Genomic DNA, 16,391 nt, shown 5'->3' on the forward strand with positions numbered 1-16,391 from the left:
TCCTGCGTACGTCAGCATTCCTCGGCGAACTGCCGGAGCACCGCGTCGAACTCGGCCGCGGACTCGGCGAAGGGCGCATGCCCCCCGTCAAGGAACCAACGCCCGGTGGCACCCGGAATCTTCCCGATGGCGTGCTCCGCCGACGCGGAGTCGATCACACGGTCGTGCGAGCCGTGCACGACCAGGGTGGGTTTGTCGATCCCGGCCAGCACGTCTTCGCTGCCGACGTCCCGGCGGAAGAGCGCCGAGCGAACCGAAGGCGGCACGCTGAGAGCGGCGCCGAGCAGGGCCTGGACCTGCGCGCCCGGCACCGGCCCGGTGACCATGCCGCGGCTGAACGCGGTGAGCGCCGGGATCGCGATGTCCGGATCGTCCGAAAGCATCGCCCGCAGGTGCTCGCGCATCAGCGCACCGATGCGCCCACCCGGCCGGTCGCGGCCGATCTCGGTGATGGCGCCGACGAGCACGAGCCCGCGCAGGCGTGCGGTGCCGTGCACCCGGATGTGGTCGGTCAGCACCAGGCCGCCGTAGGACCAGGCGACGACGATCGCGCCCGGGCCGGCGAAGTCGAGCACCGCGGCGAGGTCGTCGGCCCAGGCCTGCGGATCGTCGTACCCGGACGCCGGGACGTCGGACGCGCCGTGCCCACGCAGGTCCATCGCGACCAGGCGGAACCGCTCGGTCAGGGCCGGGTCGGCGAGCTGCGCGGCCCAGCAGCCGGCCGACTGCGCCCAGCCGTGCACGAACACGATCGGCCTGCTGTTTTCGGCGCCCTCGACCCGCAGGCCGAGCCGGACCCCGCCGTGCCCGACGACTTCGGTGCGCACGAGCTACTTCGCACCCAGCCCTTGCCAGGCCGCCCAGCTGTAGTTCCAGTCCTTGACGTCCGAGGCCATCGGCGGGCTCAGCTTCGAGCCGGTGATCTCGACCGGGTCGCCGATCATCGCCGAGTCGTAGAAGTCCTTGGCGTCGGCCTCGAGCAGGTTGACGCAGCCGTGGGAGTTGTTGTTCTTCCCGATGTTGGCCGCGTTGTCCTGGTTCTCGTGGATGTACTCGCCGTGGTTGGAGAACCGGCAGGCCCACTTCTTGTTGACGTTCGTGTAGCCGTAGCGGGCGTTGTCGAACACCGCGGTCGGCTCCCGGGTCATGATGATGTAGGTGCCGTTCGGGGTGTTGCGGTCGACCTCGCCGTCCAGCCCGTTCGCGCACGGGTAGCTCTTGACCTGCGACCCGCCGCGGTAGACGCGCATCTGGTGGTCCGGGGTGTTGACCTTGACCACCTGGTTGCGGCCGATCTTGAACTTCGTCGTGACGTCGGCCTTGCCGTACGCGCCGCCGCCCAGGTCGACGCCGTAGAGCTTCGCCTCGACGTTCACGGTGATGTTCTGCGGCCAGTACTCCTTCGGCCGGTAGTCGACCTGGCTGTCGGACAGCCAGCCCCACGCGCCCTCGACGTCCTTGTCCGTCTTCACGGACAGGGCCTTCTCGACCGCGGCGCGGTTCTTCACCGGCGACTGGAACTTGACGCTGATCGGCATGGCGACGCCGACGGTCTGGTTGTCGGCCGGGTTGAGCGTGGCGCGGACCTGCTTGGCCGGGGAGATCGTGGCGAAGCTGCCCTTGAACTCGACCGGCTTGCCGTCGGAGCCGGTGGCCTTGGCGGCGTAGGTGTAGGTCTTGCCGTAGCCGAGCGGCTCGGAGCTGGTCCAGGTGAGGCCGTCGGGCGAGAGATCGCCCTTGACCTCCTTGCCGCCGTCGGCGCTGAGCTTGCACTCGGTGAGCTTGCCGTCGGCGACCTTGAGCACGGCGGGCTTGAGCACCGCGACGTCCTTGGCGTCGGCGGCGGGCTCGGCCGTGATCTTCGCCACTGGCTGCGCGCCACCGCCTTCGCCGTCGCTGTTGGCACCGGTCGGCTTGGCGGTGCCGCCCGTCTCGCTCGAGCACGCGGCGGCGACCAGGGCGGCCCCAGCCGCCAGAGCAGCCTTGAAGACCGTACGCCGTTCGATCACCGAAACCTCCTGAAATCCCCCGCCGACCAGCGGGCACACGCCCTTTAGCGCTGGTAGCCCGGCCGACGTTACCCGCTGATGGGCAAAGTCCAACCAGTCAGGTGTAGGACGCCTTTGTCGACAAAGACGTCCTACACACGTACGGGTTGCCCGATTCGGCTCAAATCACGCAGTTGATCAGCAGTGGTTCGGGGTGCAGCCGGACGCCGAAGCGCTCGTGGACGCCGTCGCGGACCTCGCGGGCCAGGGCGAGCAGGTCCTCCGTCGTCGCCTCGCCGCGGTTGGTCAGCGCCAGCGTGTGCTTAGTCGACAGCGAAACGCGGTTCCCCGGACCGGGGTACCCCTTGCCGAAGCCGGCGCGCTCGATCAGCCAGGCCGCGGACAGCTTGACGCCGCCGTCGGCCGGGTACTGCGGCGCCGCCGCGCCGACGACCGAGGTGATCCGCTCGAGCACCGCTTCGGCCTCGGCACCCGGCACGATCGGGTTGGTGAAGAACGAGCCGGCGCTCCACGTGTCGTGGTCGTCCGGGTCGAGCACCATGCCCTTGCCGCGACGCAGCTCGAGGACGGCTTCGCGGGCTTCGGCGGCCGGGACGCGGGCGCCGATCTCGACGCCGAGCGTGCGCGCCAGTTCGGCGTAGCGGATGGGCGCGGAACGGCCGTCTTCGCGGACCTCGAAGCGGACCGAGAGGACGACGCCGGTGTCCGTGCCCTTGAGGACGCTGGTGCGGTAGGCGAAGCCGAGCTCGTCGGCCTTGAGCGTGCGCACTTCGCGCGTCCCGCGGTCGTACAGCTCCACCGAGACGATCGACTCGGCGACTTCGCAGCCGTACGCGCCGACGTTCTGGATCGGCGTCGCGCCGACGCTGCCGGGGATGCCGGAGAGGCATTCGAGCCCGCCCAGCCCGGCCTCGACCAGCGCGGCGACGAACGCGTCCCAGTTCTGGCCGCCTTGGACCTCGATGTGGTCGCCGTCACGGTGCCAGCCGGTGTTCGCCACCTCGACGAGCGTGCCGTCGAACCCCGCGTCGCCGACCACCAGGTTGGAGCCGCCGCCGAGCAGCAGCACCGGCTCGCCCGCCGCGTCCGCCTCGCCGACCGCCGCGACCAGGTCTTCGCTGGTCACGGCGCTGACGAACCGGCGGGCCGGGCCGCCGAGACGCAGCGTGGTGTACGCGGCGAGCTTCGGGAGAGCGGGAGTTCGGGCGGAGTTCACGCGTCTGACGGTACTGTCCGGCTCATGGGATCCCGGATCGAGCACCGTGCTGAGTTCCCCGCCGACGTCGCGGCCACGTACGCGGCCGTCGCGGGCGAAGACGCGCTGCGGGCACGCCTGGAGGAGCTCGGCGGGCACAGCGCGGCGCTGCTGGCGTACGAGCCGTCCGGCACGGGCCTGCGGTACCAGCTGCGGCAGGGCATCAGCGCCGACAAGCTGCCGCAGGCGGTCCGGACGCTGCACAAGGGCGACCTGCTGGTGACCCGCACCCAGACCTGGCGCGTGAGCAACGACGGCACCGGCCACCAGGGCAACGCCACGGTGGAGGTCGGCGGCGTCCCGGGCGAAATCACCGCGCGGACGGCGTTGCTGGCCGACGGCGACCGGACGGTGCACCGGACCAGCGGCGAGGTCACGGTCCGGATCCCGCTGTTCGGCGGGAAGCTGGAGAGCGTGATCGCCGAGCAGGTCACGAAGCTGCTGGAGCGCGAAGCCGAATTCACCGCGAAGTGGCTCACCAAAGCAAACTGACCCCGGTCGGCGCGCCGACGCGCGGCACGACCAACCCGAACCGCCTGCGCCGGGTCGACCGGTGGATCGCGGCCGCGCCGGCCACTTCCCGGCTGCTGCGCGCGGCCGACTCACCCCTGGTCGTCGACCTCGGGTACGGCGCCTCCCCGGTGACGACGGTCGAGCTGGCCCGGTGGCTGCGACGGGTCCGTCCCGACGTCCGGGTGCTGGGTCTGGAGCTGGATCCGGTGCGGGTGGCCGCCGCGTTGCCCGCCGCGGCACCGCCCCTGCTGGACTTCCGCCGCGGCGGCTTCGAGCTCGCCGGGACGCGGCCGGTGCTGGTGCGGGCGTTCAACGTGCTCCGGCAGTACGCGGAGGACGAGGTCGCGGGCGCGTGGGGCCGGATGCTCGGCTCGATGCCCGCCGAGGGCCTCCTGGTCGAGGGCACCTGCGACGAGATCGGGCGGCTGTCGACGTGGGTGCTGGTGTCGGCGGCCGGTCCGGTCTCGCTGACGCTCTCGATGCGGCTGGCCGGGCTGGAGAAGCCGTCGACGATCGCCGAGCGGCTGCCGAAGGCGCTGATCCACCGGAACGTGCCCGGTGAGCGCGTCCATGCGCTGTTGTCCACCCTGGACACCTGCTGGGCGACGGCGGCTCCCCACCAGTCCTTCGGCGCCCGTTCTCGCTGGCTGGAGACGGTCCGGCTGCTGGCCGCGCGGGGCTGGCCGGTGCTGGGCCCGCCGTCCCGGATCCGGCTGGGTGAACTGACGGTTCCCTGGGCCGCCGTCGCCCCCGCCTGAACGTTCACCGGGCCACCCCCGCTGCGTCACCCCGAAGTGACCTGCGGTGATCACCATTGAGCCGTGGAACTCCTGGGCCAGGTCACCGAGCTGCTGCGCGAGGCGCTCGGCTCGCCGTGGCTGTGGGTGCTCGTCTTCGCGGTGTCCGGATTGGACGCGCTGCTGCCCTTCATGCCCAGCGAGACCACGGTCGTCACCGTCGCCGTCCTGCTCGGCCGCGATCCGGCGCAGCTGACCCTGCTCGCCGCGGTGGCGGCCGGGGGTGCGTGGGCGGGCGACTGTCTCGGGTACGCCGTCGGCCGGGCCGCCGGGCCGCAAGCGATCGCGCGGCTGCAGCGCGGGGCGGAGGGACGCCGTCGCCACGAATGGGCCCTCGACCAGGTGCGCCGCCACGGCGGGCTGCTCGTCATCGCGGCCCGCTACCTGCCGGGCGGCCGCGTCGCCAGCGCGCTGGCCAACGGCAGCCTCGGCTACCCGCTGCCGAAGTTCGTCGCACTCGACGCCGCCGGAGCGGCGATCTGGGCGGTGTACAGCGTCCTGATCGGCTTCGCGGGCGGAGCCGCTTTCGCCGACGAGCCGGCCAAGGGCTTGCTGCTGTCCTTCAGCCTGGGCCTGGGTTTGGTGGTCGCCATCGAGGCCGGGCGGCGGCTACGGTCGGCGCATGCTCGAAGCGATCGACGTCCACGCGGACGGGCTGAAACGGGCGGCGCTGGCGGCCGGGCCGTCGGCCCGGGTGCCGAACTGTCCGAAGTGGACTGTTCATGACCTGGTGACACACATCGCGTTCGTGCACGGCTTCGCGGTCGGCCTGGCGGTGAACCGGCCGGTGCGACCCGAGCCGCCATCGGGCTGGGACGACGTCCTCGGGTGGTGGGACGGCCAGCGCCTCGCGCTGCGGGAAGCGCTCGGCCGCGCCCCGGAAACCCCGGCGTTCTCGCCGTACCCGGGCTTCGCCACGACGGTCGGCGATTGGACGCGGCGGATGGCCCACGAGACGGCGATCCACCGCCTCGACGCCGAGTCGGCCCTCGAAGACGGTCCGGGCACCCGCTTCTCCCCCGGCTTCGCGAACGACGGGATCGACGAGTTCCTGACCTACCTCATCCCACGGCTGGGCAAGGAGGCCAACGTCCGCGTCACGACACCGGAGCGCACGTGGGCGCTCGGCGAGCCCGGCGCGGCGGTCACCGGCGCCGCCGACGACGTCTACCGGGCGCTGTGGGGCCGTCCGCACCAGGCGTCGGTCACGGGTGACCTCGCACCGCTCGCAGCGCCCTGACCAGCGCCAGGGAGAATGCACGGCGTGACCGCTCCCGAACGCCGCTACGTCATCACCTTCGGCTGCCCCGACCGCACCGGCATCATCGCCCGGATCTCCGGGTTCCTCGCCGAGCACGGCGGCTGGATCGTCGAGGCGGCCTACCACACCGATCCGGACACGGGCTGGTTCTTCACCCGCCAGGTCGTCCGGGCCGACTCGCTGCCCTTCGACGCCGACGAGTTGCGCGCCCGCTTCGGCGAGGTCGCCGCGGAGCTGTCCGCCGAGTCGAGCTGGCGGGTCAGCGACACCGGCGAGCGGCGCCGCGCGGTGATCCTCGTCTCCAAGGCCGGGCACTGCCTGTACGACCTGCTCGGCCGCGTCGCCTCCGGGGAACTCGACGTCGACGTCGCCGCGGTGATCGGCAACCACGACTCACTGGCCGACATCACCCGCGCGCACGGCATCCCGTTCCACCACGTGCCGTTCGCGGCCGGCGACAAGGCGGCGGCGTTCGAGCAGGTGCGCGAGCTGGTCGCCGGGCACGACCCGCACGCGGTGGTGCTGGCCCGGTTCATGCAGATCCTGCCCGCCGACCTGTGCCGCGAGTGGGCGGGGCGGGCGATCAACATCCACCACAGCTTCCTGCCGTCGTTCATCGGCGCGAAGCCGTACCACCAGGCCCACACGCGCGGCGTGAAGCTGGTCGGCGCGACCTGTCACTACGTGACGGCGGACCTCGACGCGGGCCCGATCATCGAGCAGGACGTCATCCGCGTCGACCACGGCGATTCGGTCGAGGACATGGTCCGCAAGGGCCGGGACATCGAAAAGGTCACCCTCGCCCGCGGCCTCCGGTGGCACCTGGAGAACCGCGTGCTGGTGCACGGCAACCGCACCGTGGTGTTCTGACGCGGTTGCCGTGCTCCGGGAGTCACGCGCCGATGGTCTTGGCGTCGATGACGAAGCGGTAGCGCACGTCGGAGTTTTCGACGCGCTCGTAGGCCTCGTTGACCTTGTCGGCCGAGATCGTCTCGATCTCCGCGCCGATGCCGTGCTTCGCGCAGAACTCCAGCATCTCCTGGGTCTCGGCGATGCCGCCGATCATCGAACCGGCCAGCACCTTGTTGCCGCCGAGCAGCGAGAAGGCGTTGTAGGCGAGCGGCTCGCCGGGCGCGCCGACGTTCACCATCGCGCCGCCGACCCGCAGCAGGCCGAGGTAGGCGTCCACCGGCAGCTTGGCCGACACGGTGTTGAGGATGATGTCGAACTTGCCGCGCAGGACGTCGAACGTCGACTCGTCGCTGGTGGCGTAGTAGTCCTTCGCGCCGAGCTTCAGGCCGTCTTCCTGCTTCTTGAGGCTCTGGCTCAGCACGGTCACCTCGGCGCCCATGGCGGCGGCGATCTTGACGGCCATGTGACCGAGCCCGCCGAGGCCGATCACGGCGACCTTCTTGCCGGGGCCGGCGCCCCAGTGGTGCAGCGGCGAGTAGGTGGTGATGCCCGCGCACAGCAGCGGCGCGGCGACGTCCAGGTCGATCCCCTCGGGGATGCCGCAGACGAAGGCGTCCTTCACGACGATCTGGTTGCTGTAGCCGCCGTAGGTGTTCTCGCCGTCGAAGCCGACGCCGTTGTAGGTCTGGACGTTGCCCTTGACGCAGAACTGTTCGGTGCCGGCCAGGCAGTATTCGCACTCGCCGCAGGAGTCGACCATGCAGCCGACGCCGACGCGGTCGCCGACCTGGTACTTCGTGACGGCCGAGCCGACCGCGGCGACCACGCCGGCGATCTCGTGACCCGGGACCATGGGGAAGATCGCCTGGCCCCAGTCCTCCTTGGCCTGGTGGATGTCGCTGTGGCAGATACCGGCGAAGGCGATGTCGATCAGCACGTCGTCGGGACGCAGGTCACGGCGCTCGATCGTGGTCGGCGCCAGCGGCGCGCCCGGCGCCGGAGCGGCGATGGCGTGCGTGGTGGTGCTCATGGAACCCTCCAGGTTCAAGTACCGTTGTTTCGTAAGAGGCCTCTTACATCTCTACGTAAGAGAGGTCTTACATATTTCGACCGAGAGACGTGATCCGGGTCATGGGCGGCAAGTACCACCACGGCGACCTCCGCGGCGAGCTCGTGCGCGTCTCGCTCGACCTGATCGCGGAGCAGGGCTTGGCCGGCTTCTCGGTCGCCGAGGTCGCCCGGCGCGCGAAGGTCAGCCCCGGCGCGCCGTACCGGCACTTCGCCGACCGCGAGACCCTGCTGGCCGAGGTCGCGGGCCACATCGCCGGCCAGCTGGCCGACCGCGTCGCGGCGGCGGCCGCCGAGCACGCTGCCCCGGCGGACGCCCTCGCCGCGGCCGCGGGGGCTTACACGCGGTACCTGATCGAGCGGCGCGCGGGGATGAACGTCCTCTACGCGGACGGCCTGCACGGGCCGGACCACGTCGGCCTGCACGAGCAGACCCGCCGGCTGACCGACGAGTTCCTGATGCGCTGCCTGGTCGTCGCCCCGGACCCGGCAACGGCCCTGGAGCTGATGGAGCAGTTGTTCACCCAGGCCCACGGCTACGGCACGTTCCAGCTCGACGGCGTCTTCGTGAAGCACGGCTATTCGGTGGACCTGGTGGTGCAGAAGTCCACGGAGGCCGCGCGGATCGTGATCGCGGGCCGGACTGTCGGTGGTCCGCGCTAGGTTGAGCGCATGGGGATCATCGAGGGGACAGTCGTCGGTTCGCACGAGGCGCTGCGCGAGGTGATCGGCGAGGTGGCCGACCGGACCCGGCAGAAGGTCATCGACCGGATCGACGAGCACGCCCGGAACCTGATCGCGCACTCGCCGTTCGTGCTGCTGGCCACCTCGGCACCGGACGGAAGCTGCGACGTCTCCCCGCGCGGCGACCCGGCCGGTTCGGTGCTGGTCCTCGACGAGAAGACGCTCGTGCTGGCGGACCGCCCGGGCAACAAGCTGATCGACAGCTTCCGCAACATCGTCGACAACCCGCACGCGGGGCTGTTGTTCCTGGTGCCGGGGATGAACGAAACGCTCCGGGTGAACGGCCGCGCGAAGCTGATGTCGGACGCGCCGTTCTTCGACTCGCTGGTGGTGAAGGGGAAGCGGCCGAAGCTGGCGGTGGTCGTCGAGGTCGAGCAGCTGTACATGCACTGCGCGAAGGCGTTCCTGCGGTCGTCGCTGTGGGACCCGGAGACCTGGCCGGACCGCTCGGCTCTGCCGTCGATGGGCACGATCATGCGTGACCAGATGGCGTTGCCGATGTCGGCGGCGGAACTGGACGCAAGCCTCGACGAGCGGGCGTTGACCGAGCAGTACTGATCCCGCCGACGACGAACGTGCCGTTGCCCGCGTCACACTGCCCGCTCGCCGCCGTCACCGCGGAGCAGTTCGAACACCGCCGCTCAGCTGTCGTACCTTCGGTCAGGTACGAGAACCTTCGAACCTCCGGAGTGCCGCATGCTGTGCGTCCTCGACGTCAACGAGACCTTGCTGGACCTCGCCGCACTGGACACCACCATCGGCGGGCCCGAGCTGCGGCGCGAGTGGTTCGGCCTGGCGATCCACACCGTCCTGACCGTGACGGCGACCGGCGGCTACCGGGACTTCGCGGGCATCGCCGGCGACGCCGCGATCGAGGTCGCCGACCGGCACGGGCGGGAGGCCGACCTCACGAAGATCGGCGAAGGACTGCGCAGCCTCCCCGCCCACCCGGACGTCGAACCCGGCCTGGTGAAACTCCGCGAACAGGGCCACACCATCGTCGCCCTGACGAATTCGCCGCTCGCCACCGCCGAGGCGCAGCTGCTGAACGCCGGGCTGGCTCCGCTGCTCGACCGGATCTTCACGGCCGAGCAGGTCGGCAGGCTCAAGCCCGCGCCGGAGCCGTACCTCCAGGTCACGGCCGCCTATCCCGGGGAGCGGGCGGTCATGATCGCCGCGCACGACTGGGACATCGCGGGCGCCCAGGCCGCGGGGCTCGAGACGGCGTTGCTCACCCGTCCCGGCGTCCACCCGCTGCCCGGCTCGCCCGCGCCCACCTACACCGCGTCGACCCTGCCGGAGCTGGCCGGACTCCTCTAGTCCGCGATCCGGACCAGCATCTTGCCGGTGTTGGCGCCCGACAGCAGGCCGAGGAACGCCTCGGGCGCGTTGCGGATGCCGTCGACGAAGGTCTCCGAGTACTTGATCTCGCCGGAGTTCACCAGCGGCGCGACCTCGGTGACGAACTGCTGCTGCAGGTGCCAGTGGTCGATCACCAGCAGGCCGCGGATGGTGAGCCGCTTGGCGATGACCTGCGCGAGGTTGCGCGGCGCCGGCGTCGGCTCGGTGGCGTTGTACGTGGAGATCATCCCGCAGACGGCGATCCGGCCGTGCACGGTGATCGCGTCGATCGCGGCTTCGAGGTGCTCGCCGCCGACGTTGTCGAAATAGACGTCGATGCCCTCCGGCGCCGCCTGGTGCAGCTGCTCGGCGACCGGGCCGTCCTTGTAGTTGAACGCGGCATCGAAGCCGAGGTCGTCGATCAGGTGCCGGACCTTCTCCGCCGAACCCGCCGAGCCGATGACGCGCTTGGCGCCCTTCAGCTTCGCGAGCTGCCCGACCAGCGAGCCGACCGCGCCGGCCGCGCCCGAGACGAACACCGTGTCGCCCGGCTTGAACTCGGCCGACTCCAGCAAGCCCGCGTACGCGGTCAGGCCCGGCATGCCGAGGACGCCGAGGTACGTCGACAGCGGCGCCGCGGCCCCGTCGACCTTGACGTACCGGCCCGCGTCGAGCACGGCGTGGGTGCGCCAGCCGGCCTGGTGCAGCACGTGGTCACCCGGCTTGACGTCGTCCACGTGGGACTCGACGACCTCGCCGACCGCCCCGCCGGACATGACCTCGCCGACCTGGAACGGCGGTGCGTAGGACTTGACGTCCTTCATGCGGCCGCGCATCGCCGGGTCGACGCTCATGATCAGGTTGCGGACCAGGATCTGCCCCTCACCCGGCGTGGGCACCTCGGTGTCGACGATCTCGAAGTTGTCGTCCGTCGGAACACCTTCCGGACGCGAAGCCAGCCGGATTTCGGTCGCCGTGCTCATCGTCGAATCTCCTCCAAAGTCTCGAAGCGGGGCAGCCGCCCCGGATTCCACCCGATGTAACCAGCTAACCGGGGCGCAGATTCCGATTGTGACGAGCTACACGATCTCCGCCAGCTTCTCCAACACGCCGTCGTAGATCTTCTTGAGCCCGCCCGGCGCGAAGGTCTTCTCGAAGAAGCCGCCGATGCCGCCCGCACCGTCCCACGTCGTTTCGATCTTCACCACACTGCGTTCACCCGCTTCAGTGACGGTCCACGTGGTGACCATGCTGGAGTTCGCGTCGGTCTCGACCAGCGTCCCGGGCCGCGGCTCGGTGACCGTCGCCTTGACGTCGCGCACGCGCTTGGACGTCGCCTGCAGCTTCCAGCCGGCCTTGGTCCCGGCGCCGACGCCGCCTTCGGTGACCTGGTAGTCGCGGTAGTGCTCGGTGAGCAGCTTCGGCCGCGTCTCGGCGTAGTCGGCGACGAGCACGCGAACCTTGTCGGCCGGGGCGTCGATGGTGCGCTCCGTGGTGGCCGTGACCTTTCCCATTTGACTCCTTCTCCGGCGTACAGATCAGGGTCCACGATTTCACCGAGCACCGCACCCACGGCGGCCGCCCTCGCCGAGCGTTAGGCTGCTCGTCAGCCAACTGATACGAGGGTCATATGAGTGCGGGAGCGCACCGCCGGTCGACCGTGGCGGTGAAAGACGCGCTGCGGGAGCTGCGCAACCAGCTTTCGCTGCTGAACCACCAGGTCAGCGCCCAGCTGGCGCTCAAGGACGTCGACCTCGACTGCCTCGAGCTGATCGCCCGGCACGGCCCGCTCAGCCCGAGCGCGCTGGCCCGCCGGGCCGGGCTGCACCCGGCGACGATGACCGGCATCCTCGACCGGCTGCAGAAGGGTGACTGGATCGTCCGCGAACGCGACCCCGAGGCGGCCGACCGGCGTTCGATCGCCGTCCGCGCGGTCCGCGGCCGCAACGCGGAGCTGTTCCGGCTCTACGCGGGGATGAACACCGCGATGGACGAGCTCTGCGCGCGCTACACCGAGGACGAGCTGGCGCTGATCGCCGGGTTCCTGCGCCGCGCGACGTCGGCGGGCCACGACGCGACCGGGACGCTGACCGGCGGCTGAGCAGCGGTTTCTGTGCTGTACTCGGGGCCATGTGGCAGTCAGGCGACGCTTACGAGGCCTACATCGGACGGTGGAGCCGCCGGATCGCGGAGACGTTCGTCCGGCAGCTCGGCGTCCCGGCGGGCCGGCGCTGGCTCGACGTCGGCTGCGGCACCGGCGCGCTGACGTCGGCGGTGCTGGCGGCGGCCGACCCCGCGGAAGTCGTCGGCGCCGACCCGTCCGAGGGTTTCCTGAAGACGGCCCGCGCGAGCGTGACCGATCCGCGGGCGACGTTCACCCTCGCCGACGCCCGTTCGCTGCCGTTCCCGGACGCCCGGTTCGATGTGGTCGTCTCGGGCCTGGTCCTGAACTTCGTGCCCGACCCCGACCGCGCGGCGGCGGAGATCGCGCGCGTCACCGCCCCGGGCGGGCTGGCCGCCACCTACCTGTGGGACCTCGCCGAGGGCATGGAGCTGATCCGCCGGTTCTGGGACGCGGCCGGCGAGCTCGACCCGGAGACGGTCGCCGAGCTGGACGAGGGCCGCCGGTTCACGCTGTGCCGCCCGGAGCCGCTGGGCCGGTTGTGGACGGACGCGGGCTTCACGGCGGTGTCCGTCGGCGAGATCAGGATCCCGACGGTGTTCGCGGACTTCGACGACTACTGGCAGCCGTTCCTCGGCGAGCAGGGCCCGGCGCCGACGTACCTGGCCACGCTGCCGCAAGCCCACCGCGACCGGATCCGCGAGCTGCTGCGCAGCCGCCTGCCGGCGGATCCGGACGGCTCGATCCCGCTGACGGCCCGGGCGTGGGTCGTCAGCGGGATCGCGTAGCTCAGAGCCCAGCCTGCTTCAGCCAGTCCTTCGCGACGTCTTCGGCGCGTTCGCCGTCGGAGTCGACGCGCTTGTTGAGGTCCCGCATGACGTCGGTCGTCAGCTTCGCGCTGACCGCGTTCACGGCGGTGGCGAAGTCGGCGCCGCGCTCGTCGAGCACCTTCTTGGTCACCGCCGGCACGACGTTCTCGGTCGGCACGATGTTGAGGTCGTCCTTGAGCACGGTGTACTTCGAGTCACCGGTCAGCGGGCTGACCGAGTCGACCGGGATGACCGTGACGGCACCGGACTTCAGCTGCTCGACGCGCGGCCCGGCTTCCTGGATCGTCTGGAACGTGATGTTGGTCAGCTTGTAGACGTCGGTGAAGCCCTTGAAGCACGGAAGGCGCTTCTCGCACTCCGGCGGTCCGGCCATGACGACCTTGTCGAGCTTCTTCAGGTCGCTGATGGACGCGATGCCCTTGTCCTTGGCCAGGTCGGACTTGATGATGTAGGTGTTCTTGTCCTCGGCGGCCGCGAAGTTGAGCAGGCCGATACCGCTGGGCTCGAACAGCTTCGCCAGCTGGTCGTGCTCCTCCTGCGCGGTTTTGCCGGCCTCCTTGCCGAAGCCGGTGGTGATCGCCGCACCCTGGTACTCCGGGATGAACTGCAGCTCACCGGACTTCAGCGACGGGTAGATCAGCTCCCGTGACCCGAGGTTCAGCTTGCGCGTCACCGGGTAGCCCTTGGCCTCCAGCGCCTGCGCGTAGATCTCGGCGAGGATCTGGCTGTCGGTGAAGTTGAAGGACGCGACGACGATCGGCGCCCCACCCTTGCCCTGCGCGGCGGGCTTGTCACCGCTGTCGCTGCCGCCACAGGCGGCCAAACCGAGCGTCGCCGCGACGGCCACCGCCACCACGGACGCGTTCCGGAACCAGCGCACGAATCCCCACTCCCTCGTCACTCGAACAGACGAAAGGACCCTAGCCCCGACCTCCGACAAGAATCCACATCGTGGGAGATAGCACCCGAAATTCCCACTCCCCGGAATATTTCGGCCCGATCGGGGTAGGGTCGCCCGGTGCACGTGAACACGGTGACGCCGCTGGCTGCCGACAGCGGGCCCCCGATCTTCCAGTGGAAGTGGGTGGACCGCAACGCCGACGCCATCGTCCAGCGCCTCATCGAGCACATCTCGCTGACCGGCGCCGCGCTCGGCATCGGGCTGGTGGTTTCGATCGGGCTCGCCGTGGTCTCCCTGCGTTACCGCTGGACGTACCCGGTGATCCTCGGCACGGCGGGCGCGTTGTACGTGATCCCGAGCCTGGGCGCGTTCGCGGTGCTGGTGCCGTTCTTCGGGCTGACGTTCGTCTCCGCGATGATCCCGCTCGCGACGTACACGCTGCTCATCCTGATCCGCAACATCGTCACCGGCGTCGACCAGGTGCCGAACGAGGTCCGCGAGGCCGCCGTCGGAATGGGGTACACGCGCGGCAGGCTGCTCTGGCAGATCGAGCTGCCCCTCGCCCTGCCGGTGGTGATCGCCGGCCTGCGTGTCGCGGCGGTGACGACGATCGGCCTGGTGACGGTCACTTCGATGCTCGGCCTCGGCGGTCTGGGCTACTTCATCCGCGCGGGCATCCAGACGGCGACCCCCAACCCGACGATGATCATCGTCGGCGTGGGTCTGTCGGTCGTCCTGGCGGTGGTGGTCGATCTGGTCCTCTGGCTCAGCGAGCGCGTGCTGGCGCCCTGGTCGCGGAAGGTACGGGCGCGATGAGCTTCCTCGACCAGCTGAACGCGTGGCTCGCGGACCCGAACCGCTGGAGCTGGACCGACAAGGCCGGCGTCCCGTACCGCGTCCTGGAGCACCTCAGGTTTTCCCTCCTCGCCCTGGCGATCGCGGCGGCGCTGACCATCCCGGCGGCGCTGTGGCTCGCCCACTACCGCCGCGGTGCGTTCCTCGCGAGCAGCGCGGTGAACATCGGCCGGGCGATCCCGAGTTTCGGGCTGATCATCCTGTTCTGGTTCCTGGCGAGCCGCTGGGAGCTGGACACGACGTTCTGGCCGTTGCTGCTGGCGCTGGTCGCCTTGGCGATGCCCCCGTTGTTCACGAACACGTACGCGGGTGTCGTGACGTTGGAGCAGGAGACGATCGACGCGGCCCGCGGAACGGGCTACCGCGAAGGGCAGATCATGCTGCGCCTGGAGCTGCCGCTGGCGTCCCCGGTGATCCTGGCGGGCGCCCGGGTGGCGTTCCTCCAGCTGATCGCCACGGTGGCCATCGGAGCGATCGTCAACGACGGCGGCGGCTTGGGCCGTTACATAGTCGACGGCTTCGCGGTCGGAGCCCAGGGTTACGGAGCGATCTTCGCGGGCGGCCTGGCCGCGGTGCTGCTGGCGCTCCTGTGCGACGGCGCGTTCGCGTTGATCACCCGCGTGGCAACACCGCGCGGCCTCGCGCTGCAGAACGCCCGCCGCGACTAGAACGCCCGCTTCGCGTAGCCCGCTGTGCCGGGATCGGCGGCACCACCGGCCGACGCCCAGAACCGCCACCCACCCCATCCGGCGGCGATCCCGGGCGCCTGTCGATCATCCCCAGTGCGCGAGGCTGCGGATTCCGTCGTGGCCGATCCCAGACGCAGCCCGCGTCACGATCTCGTGTAACCCCAGTCGCTCTTCCGGTCGGGGGTCAGGGCTTCTCGAAGTGCTGGTAGTCGATCGGGGTGTCCCAGGAGCCGCCCCAGGTCCAGCCGCGGGAGACGAAGGCCCGCTCGGTGACGTCGCCGGCGTGGATCATGCCGCGCACGTTCTGCGTGCGGTCGACGTAGGGCGCGCCGTTGGGCGGGTAGACCGCGCCGCTGCCGGAAATGTAGGGGTTCTGCACGGTGTTGATGTCGATCGCGCGGCCGTAGGAGTGGTTGGACCACGCGGTACCGCCGGTGATGGCCCGGCAGTTGAACGCCGAGGTGTTGTTGGCCGCCATCGAGGCGTCGTCGTCGGAGTTGTACTTCTCGACGGTTTCCATCCGTTCGATGGGGAACCGGCCGAAGTACAGGTCGGCGAAGGTGCGGGCGACCTCGAAGGCGCGATCGGCGTTGACGACCAGTTCGCCCCGGTGCACGGCACCGTCGAAGCCGAGGTGGCTCAGGTTGATCAGCCGCAGCTGGTCGGGCCCGACCGGGCATCCCTCGTGCCAGCTGTTCCCGAGCCGTTCGGCGCTGACCGGCCGGATGACGGCGATGTAGGGCGCGAGCCCGCTCCCGGCGGGAGCGGCGACTTCCACGGTCTGCGGCGGGGTGGCCGCCGGCGCCGGCACGGCCACGGCCAGGACCGCGGCGAACGTGAACGTGATGGTGGCTAGAATTTTGGTTCTCAGATTCATGATCGCCACACGCCTTGCCGTGTTGATCGGCTGCGCCGAAGTCAGATTCGCCACAGCGGGGCAACCTTGAGCGCTACAGCGGAATCAGCCCTCTGATGGGTTGGCGATCACGATTGTCTTCGGCGCTCTCGTGAACACGGCCGTTTTGAGCACCGAGCGCCGGTCTTTGAGCGCGCCGACCGTCACGGTTCTGCCTCCGGCTCCGCGGACACCACCC

At 70.4% G+C, this 16,391-nt stretch carries 20 protein-coding genes; 12 read left to right on the plus strand and 8 right to left on the minus strand.

Going from position 1 to position 16,391, the window contains the following annotated elements; translation table 11 throughout:
* Window positions 1-11: 11 nt before the first annotated feature.
* The 3 genes from AB0F52_RS29545 to AB0F52_RS29555 all read right to left on the minus strand — a co-directional run bounded on the left by AB0F52_RS29545 (window position 12) and on the right by AB0F52_RS29555 (window position 3,225).
* Window positions 12-827 carry an alpha/beta hydrolase gene (locus tag AB0F52_RS29545; RefSeq protein WP_360178003.1) on the minus strand — a complete coding sequence of 272 codons (816 nt, stop codon included), beginning with the start codon at window positions 825-827 and terminating at the stop codon, window positions 12-14.
* Window positions 828-830: 3 nt separating this feature from the next.
* The gene (locus AB0F52_RS29550) at window positions 831-2,009 is read right to left on the minus strand and encodes an Ig-like domain-containing protein (protein ID WP_360178006.1); all 1,179 of its coding nucleotides are present in this window, start codon (window positions 2,007-2,009) and stop codon (window positions 831-833) included.
* Between the two features lie 160 nt (window positions 2,010-2,169).
* Window positions 2,170-3,225, minus strand: a complete 1,056-nt coding sequence (locus tag AB0F52_RS29555) for a UDP-N-acetylmuramate dehydrogenase (protein WP_360178009.1) — start codon at window positions 3,223-3,225, stop codon at window positions 2,170-2,172.
* Window positions 3,226-3,249: 24 nt separating this feature from the next.
* On the opposite strand from AB0F52_RS29555, the gene AB0F52_RS29560 reads away from it, so the two are divergent.
* From AB0F52_RS29560 to purU, 5 genes are all read left to right on the plus strand, one after another.
* A complete protein-coding gene (locus tag AB0F52_RS29560; protein ID WP_360178011.1) occupies window positions 3,250-3,756 on the plus strand; it encodes a DUF2505 domain-containing protein in 507 nt (168 codons plus the stop codon).
* A complete protein-coding gene (locus AB0F52_RS29565) occupies window positions 3,735-4,535 on the plus strand; it encodes a class I SAM-dependent methyltransferase (protein WP_360178014.1) in 801 nt (266 codons plus the stop codon). The genes AB0F52_RS29560 and AB0F52_RS29565 overlap by 22 nt, the downstream gene beginning before the upstream one ends.
* Before the next feature lie 63 nt (window positions 4,536-4,598).
* Complete coding sequence (locus AB0F52_RS29570) at window positions 4,599-5,300, plus strand: VTT domain-containing protein (RefSeq protein WP_360178017.1); 702 nt, start codon at window positions 4,599-4,601, stop codon at window positions 5,298-5,300.
* The gene (locus AB0F52_RS29575; protein ID WP_360178020.1) at window positions 5,197-5,814 is read left to right on the plus strand and encodes a maleylpyruvate isomerase family mycothiol-dependent enzyme; all 618 of its coding nucleotides are present in this window, start codon (window positions 5,197-5,199) and stop codon (window positions 5,812-5,814) included. The genes AB0F52_RS29570 and AB0F52_RS29575 overlap by 104 nt, the downstream gene beginning before the upstream one ends.
* A 15-nt stretch (window positions 5,815-5,829) precedes the next feature.
* Window positions 5,830-6,705 carry a formyltetrahydrofolate deformylase gene (gene purU, locus AB0F52_RS29580; RefSeq protein WP_360178023.1) on the plus strand — a complete coding sequence of 292 codons (876 nt, stop codon included), beginning with the start codon at window positions 5,830-5,832 and terminating at the stop codon, window positions 6,703-6,705.
* A 22-nt stretch (window positions 6,706-6,727) separates the two neighbouring features.
* On the opposite strand, the gene AB0F52_RS29585 is transcribed toward purU, so the two are convergent.
* Window positions 6,728-7,777 carry an NAD(P)-dependent alcohol dehydrogenase gene (locus tag AB0F52_RS29585; RefSeq protein WP_360178026.1) on the minus strand — a complete coding sequence of 350 codons (1,050 nt, stop codon included), beginning with the start codon at window positions 7,775-7,777 and terminating at the stop codon, window positions 6,728-6,730.
* A gap of 89 nt (window positions 7,778-7,866) precedes the next feature.
* On the opposite strand from AB0F52_RS29585, the gene AB0F52_RS29590 reads away from it, so the two are divergent.
* The 3 genes from AB0F52_RS29590 (at window position 7,867) to AB0F52_RS29600 (ending at window position 9,879) form a co-directional block, all read left to right on the plus strand.
* The gene (locus AB0F52_RS29590) at window positions 7,867-8,478 is read left to right on the plus strand and encodes a TetR/AcrR family transcriptional regulator (protein ID WP_360178029.1); all 612 of its coding nucleotides are present in this window, start codon (window positions 7,867-7,869) and stop codon (window positions 8,476-8,478) included.
* Window positions 8,479-8,487: 9 nt separating this feature from the next.
* Window positions 8,488-9,117, plus strand: a complete 630-nt coding sequence (locus AB0F52_RS29595) for a pyridoxamine 5'-phosphate oxidase family protein (RefSeq protein ID WP_360178032.1) — start codon at window positions 8,488-8,490, stop codon at window positions 9,115-9,117.
* Window positions 9,118-9,255: 138 nt separating this feature from the next.
* Window positions 9,256-9,879 carry an HAD family hydrolase gene (locus AB0F52_RS29600; RefSeq protein WP_360178035.1) on the plus strand — a complete coding sequence of 208 codons (624 nt, stop codon included), beginning with the start codon at window positions 9,256-9,258 and terminating at the stop codon, window positions 9,877-9,879.
* Here the strand turns inward: AB0F52_RS29600 and AB0F52_RS29605 are convergent.
* Complete coding sequence (locus tag AB0F52_RS29605) at window positions 9,876-10,883, minus strand: NADP-dependent oxidoreductase (RefSeq protein WP_360178038.1); 1,008 nt, start codon at window positions 10,881-10,883, stop codon at window positions 9,876-9,878. The genes AB0F52_RS29600 and AB0F52_RS29605 overlap by 4 nt on opposite strands.
* Before the next feature lie 96 nt (window positions 10,884-10,979).
* The gene (locus AB0F52_RS29610; protein WP_360178041.1) at window positions 10,980-11,414 is read right to left on the minus strand and encodes an SRPBCC family protein; all 435 of its coding nucleotides are present in this window, start codon (window positions 11,412-11,414) and stop codon (window positions 10,980-10,982) included.
* Window positions 11,415-11,530: 116 nt separating this feature from the next.
* Between AB0F52_RS29610 and AB0F52_RS29615 the strand changes: the two genes are divergently transcribed.
* Entirely contained in the window at window positions 11,531-12,001 is a 471-nt protein-coding gene (locus AB0F52_RS29615) for a MarR family transcriptional regulator (RefSeq protein ID WP_360178044.1), read from the plus strand.
* A 29-nt stretch (window positions 12,002-12,030) separates the two neighbouring features.
* The gene (locus AB0F52_RS29620; protein ID WP_360178047.1) at window positions 12,031-12,810 is read left to right on the plus strand and encodes a class I SAM-dependent methyltransferase; all 780 of its coding nucleotides are present in this window, start codon (window positions 12,031-12,033) and stop codon (window positions 12,808-12,810) included.
* A 1-nt stretch (window position 12,811) separates the two neighbouring features.
* On the opposite strand, the gene AB0F52_RS29625 is transcribed toward AB0F52_RS29620, so the two are convergent.
* Window positions 12,812-13,732, minus strand: coding sequence for an ABC transporter substrate-binding protein (locus AB0F52_RS29625; protein WP_360178050.1), 921 nt, complete (start codon window positions 13,730-13,732; stop codon window positions 12,812-12,814).
* 138 nt (window positions 13,733-13,870) lie between these two features.
* Between AB0F52_RS29625 and AB0F52_RS29630 the strand changes: the two genes are divergently transcribed.
* Both AB0F52_RS29630 and AB0F52_RS29635 read left to right on the plus strand, forming a co-directional pair.
* A complete protein-coding gene (locus AB0F52_RS29630) occupies window positions 13,871-14,569 on the plus strand; it encodes an ABC transporter permease (protein ID WP_360178053.1) in 699 nt (232 codons plus the stop codon).
* The gene (locus tag AB0F52_RS29635) at window positions 14,566-15,276 is read left to right on the plus strand and encodes an ABC transporter permease subunit (RefSeq protein ID WP_103337255.1); all 711 of its coding nucleotides are present in this window, start codon (window positions 14,566-14,568) and stop codon (window positions 15,274-15,276) included. Before AB0F52_RS29630 ends, AB0F52_RS29635 begins: the two co-directional genes overlap by 4 nt.
* A 205-nt stretch (window positions 15,277-15,481) precedes the next feature.
* Here the strand turns inward: AB0F52_RS29635 and AB0F52_RS29640 are convergent, their stop codons facing one another.
* Window positions 15,482-16,174 (minus strand): M15 family metallopeptidase, encoded by a 693-nt coding sequence (locus AB0F52_RS29640; protein ID WP_360178056.1) that lies wholly within the window; start codon window positions 16,172-16,174, stop codon window positions 15,482-15,484.
* Window positions 16,175-16,391 lie beyond the last annotated feature (217 nt).

This window comes from Amycolatopsis sp. NPDC024027 (assembly GCF_040638975.1).
GTDB lineage: Bacteria > Actinomycetota > Actinomycetes > Mycobacteriales > Pseudonocardiaceae > Amycolatopsis.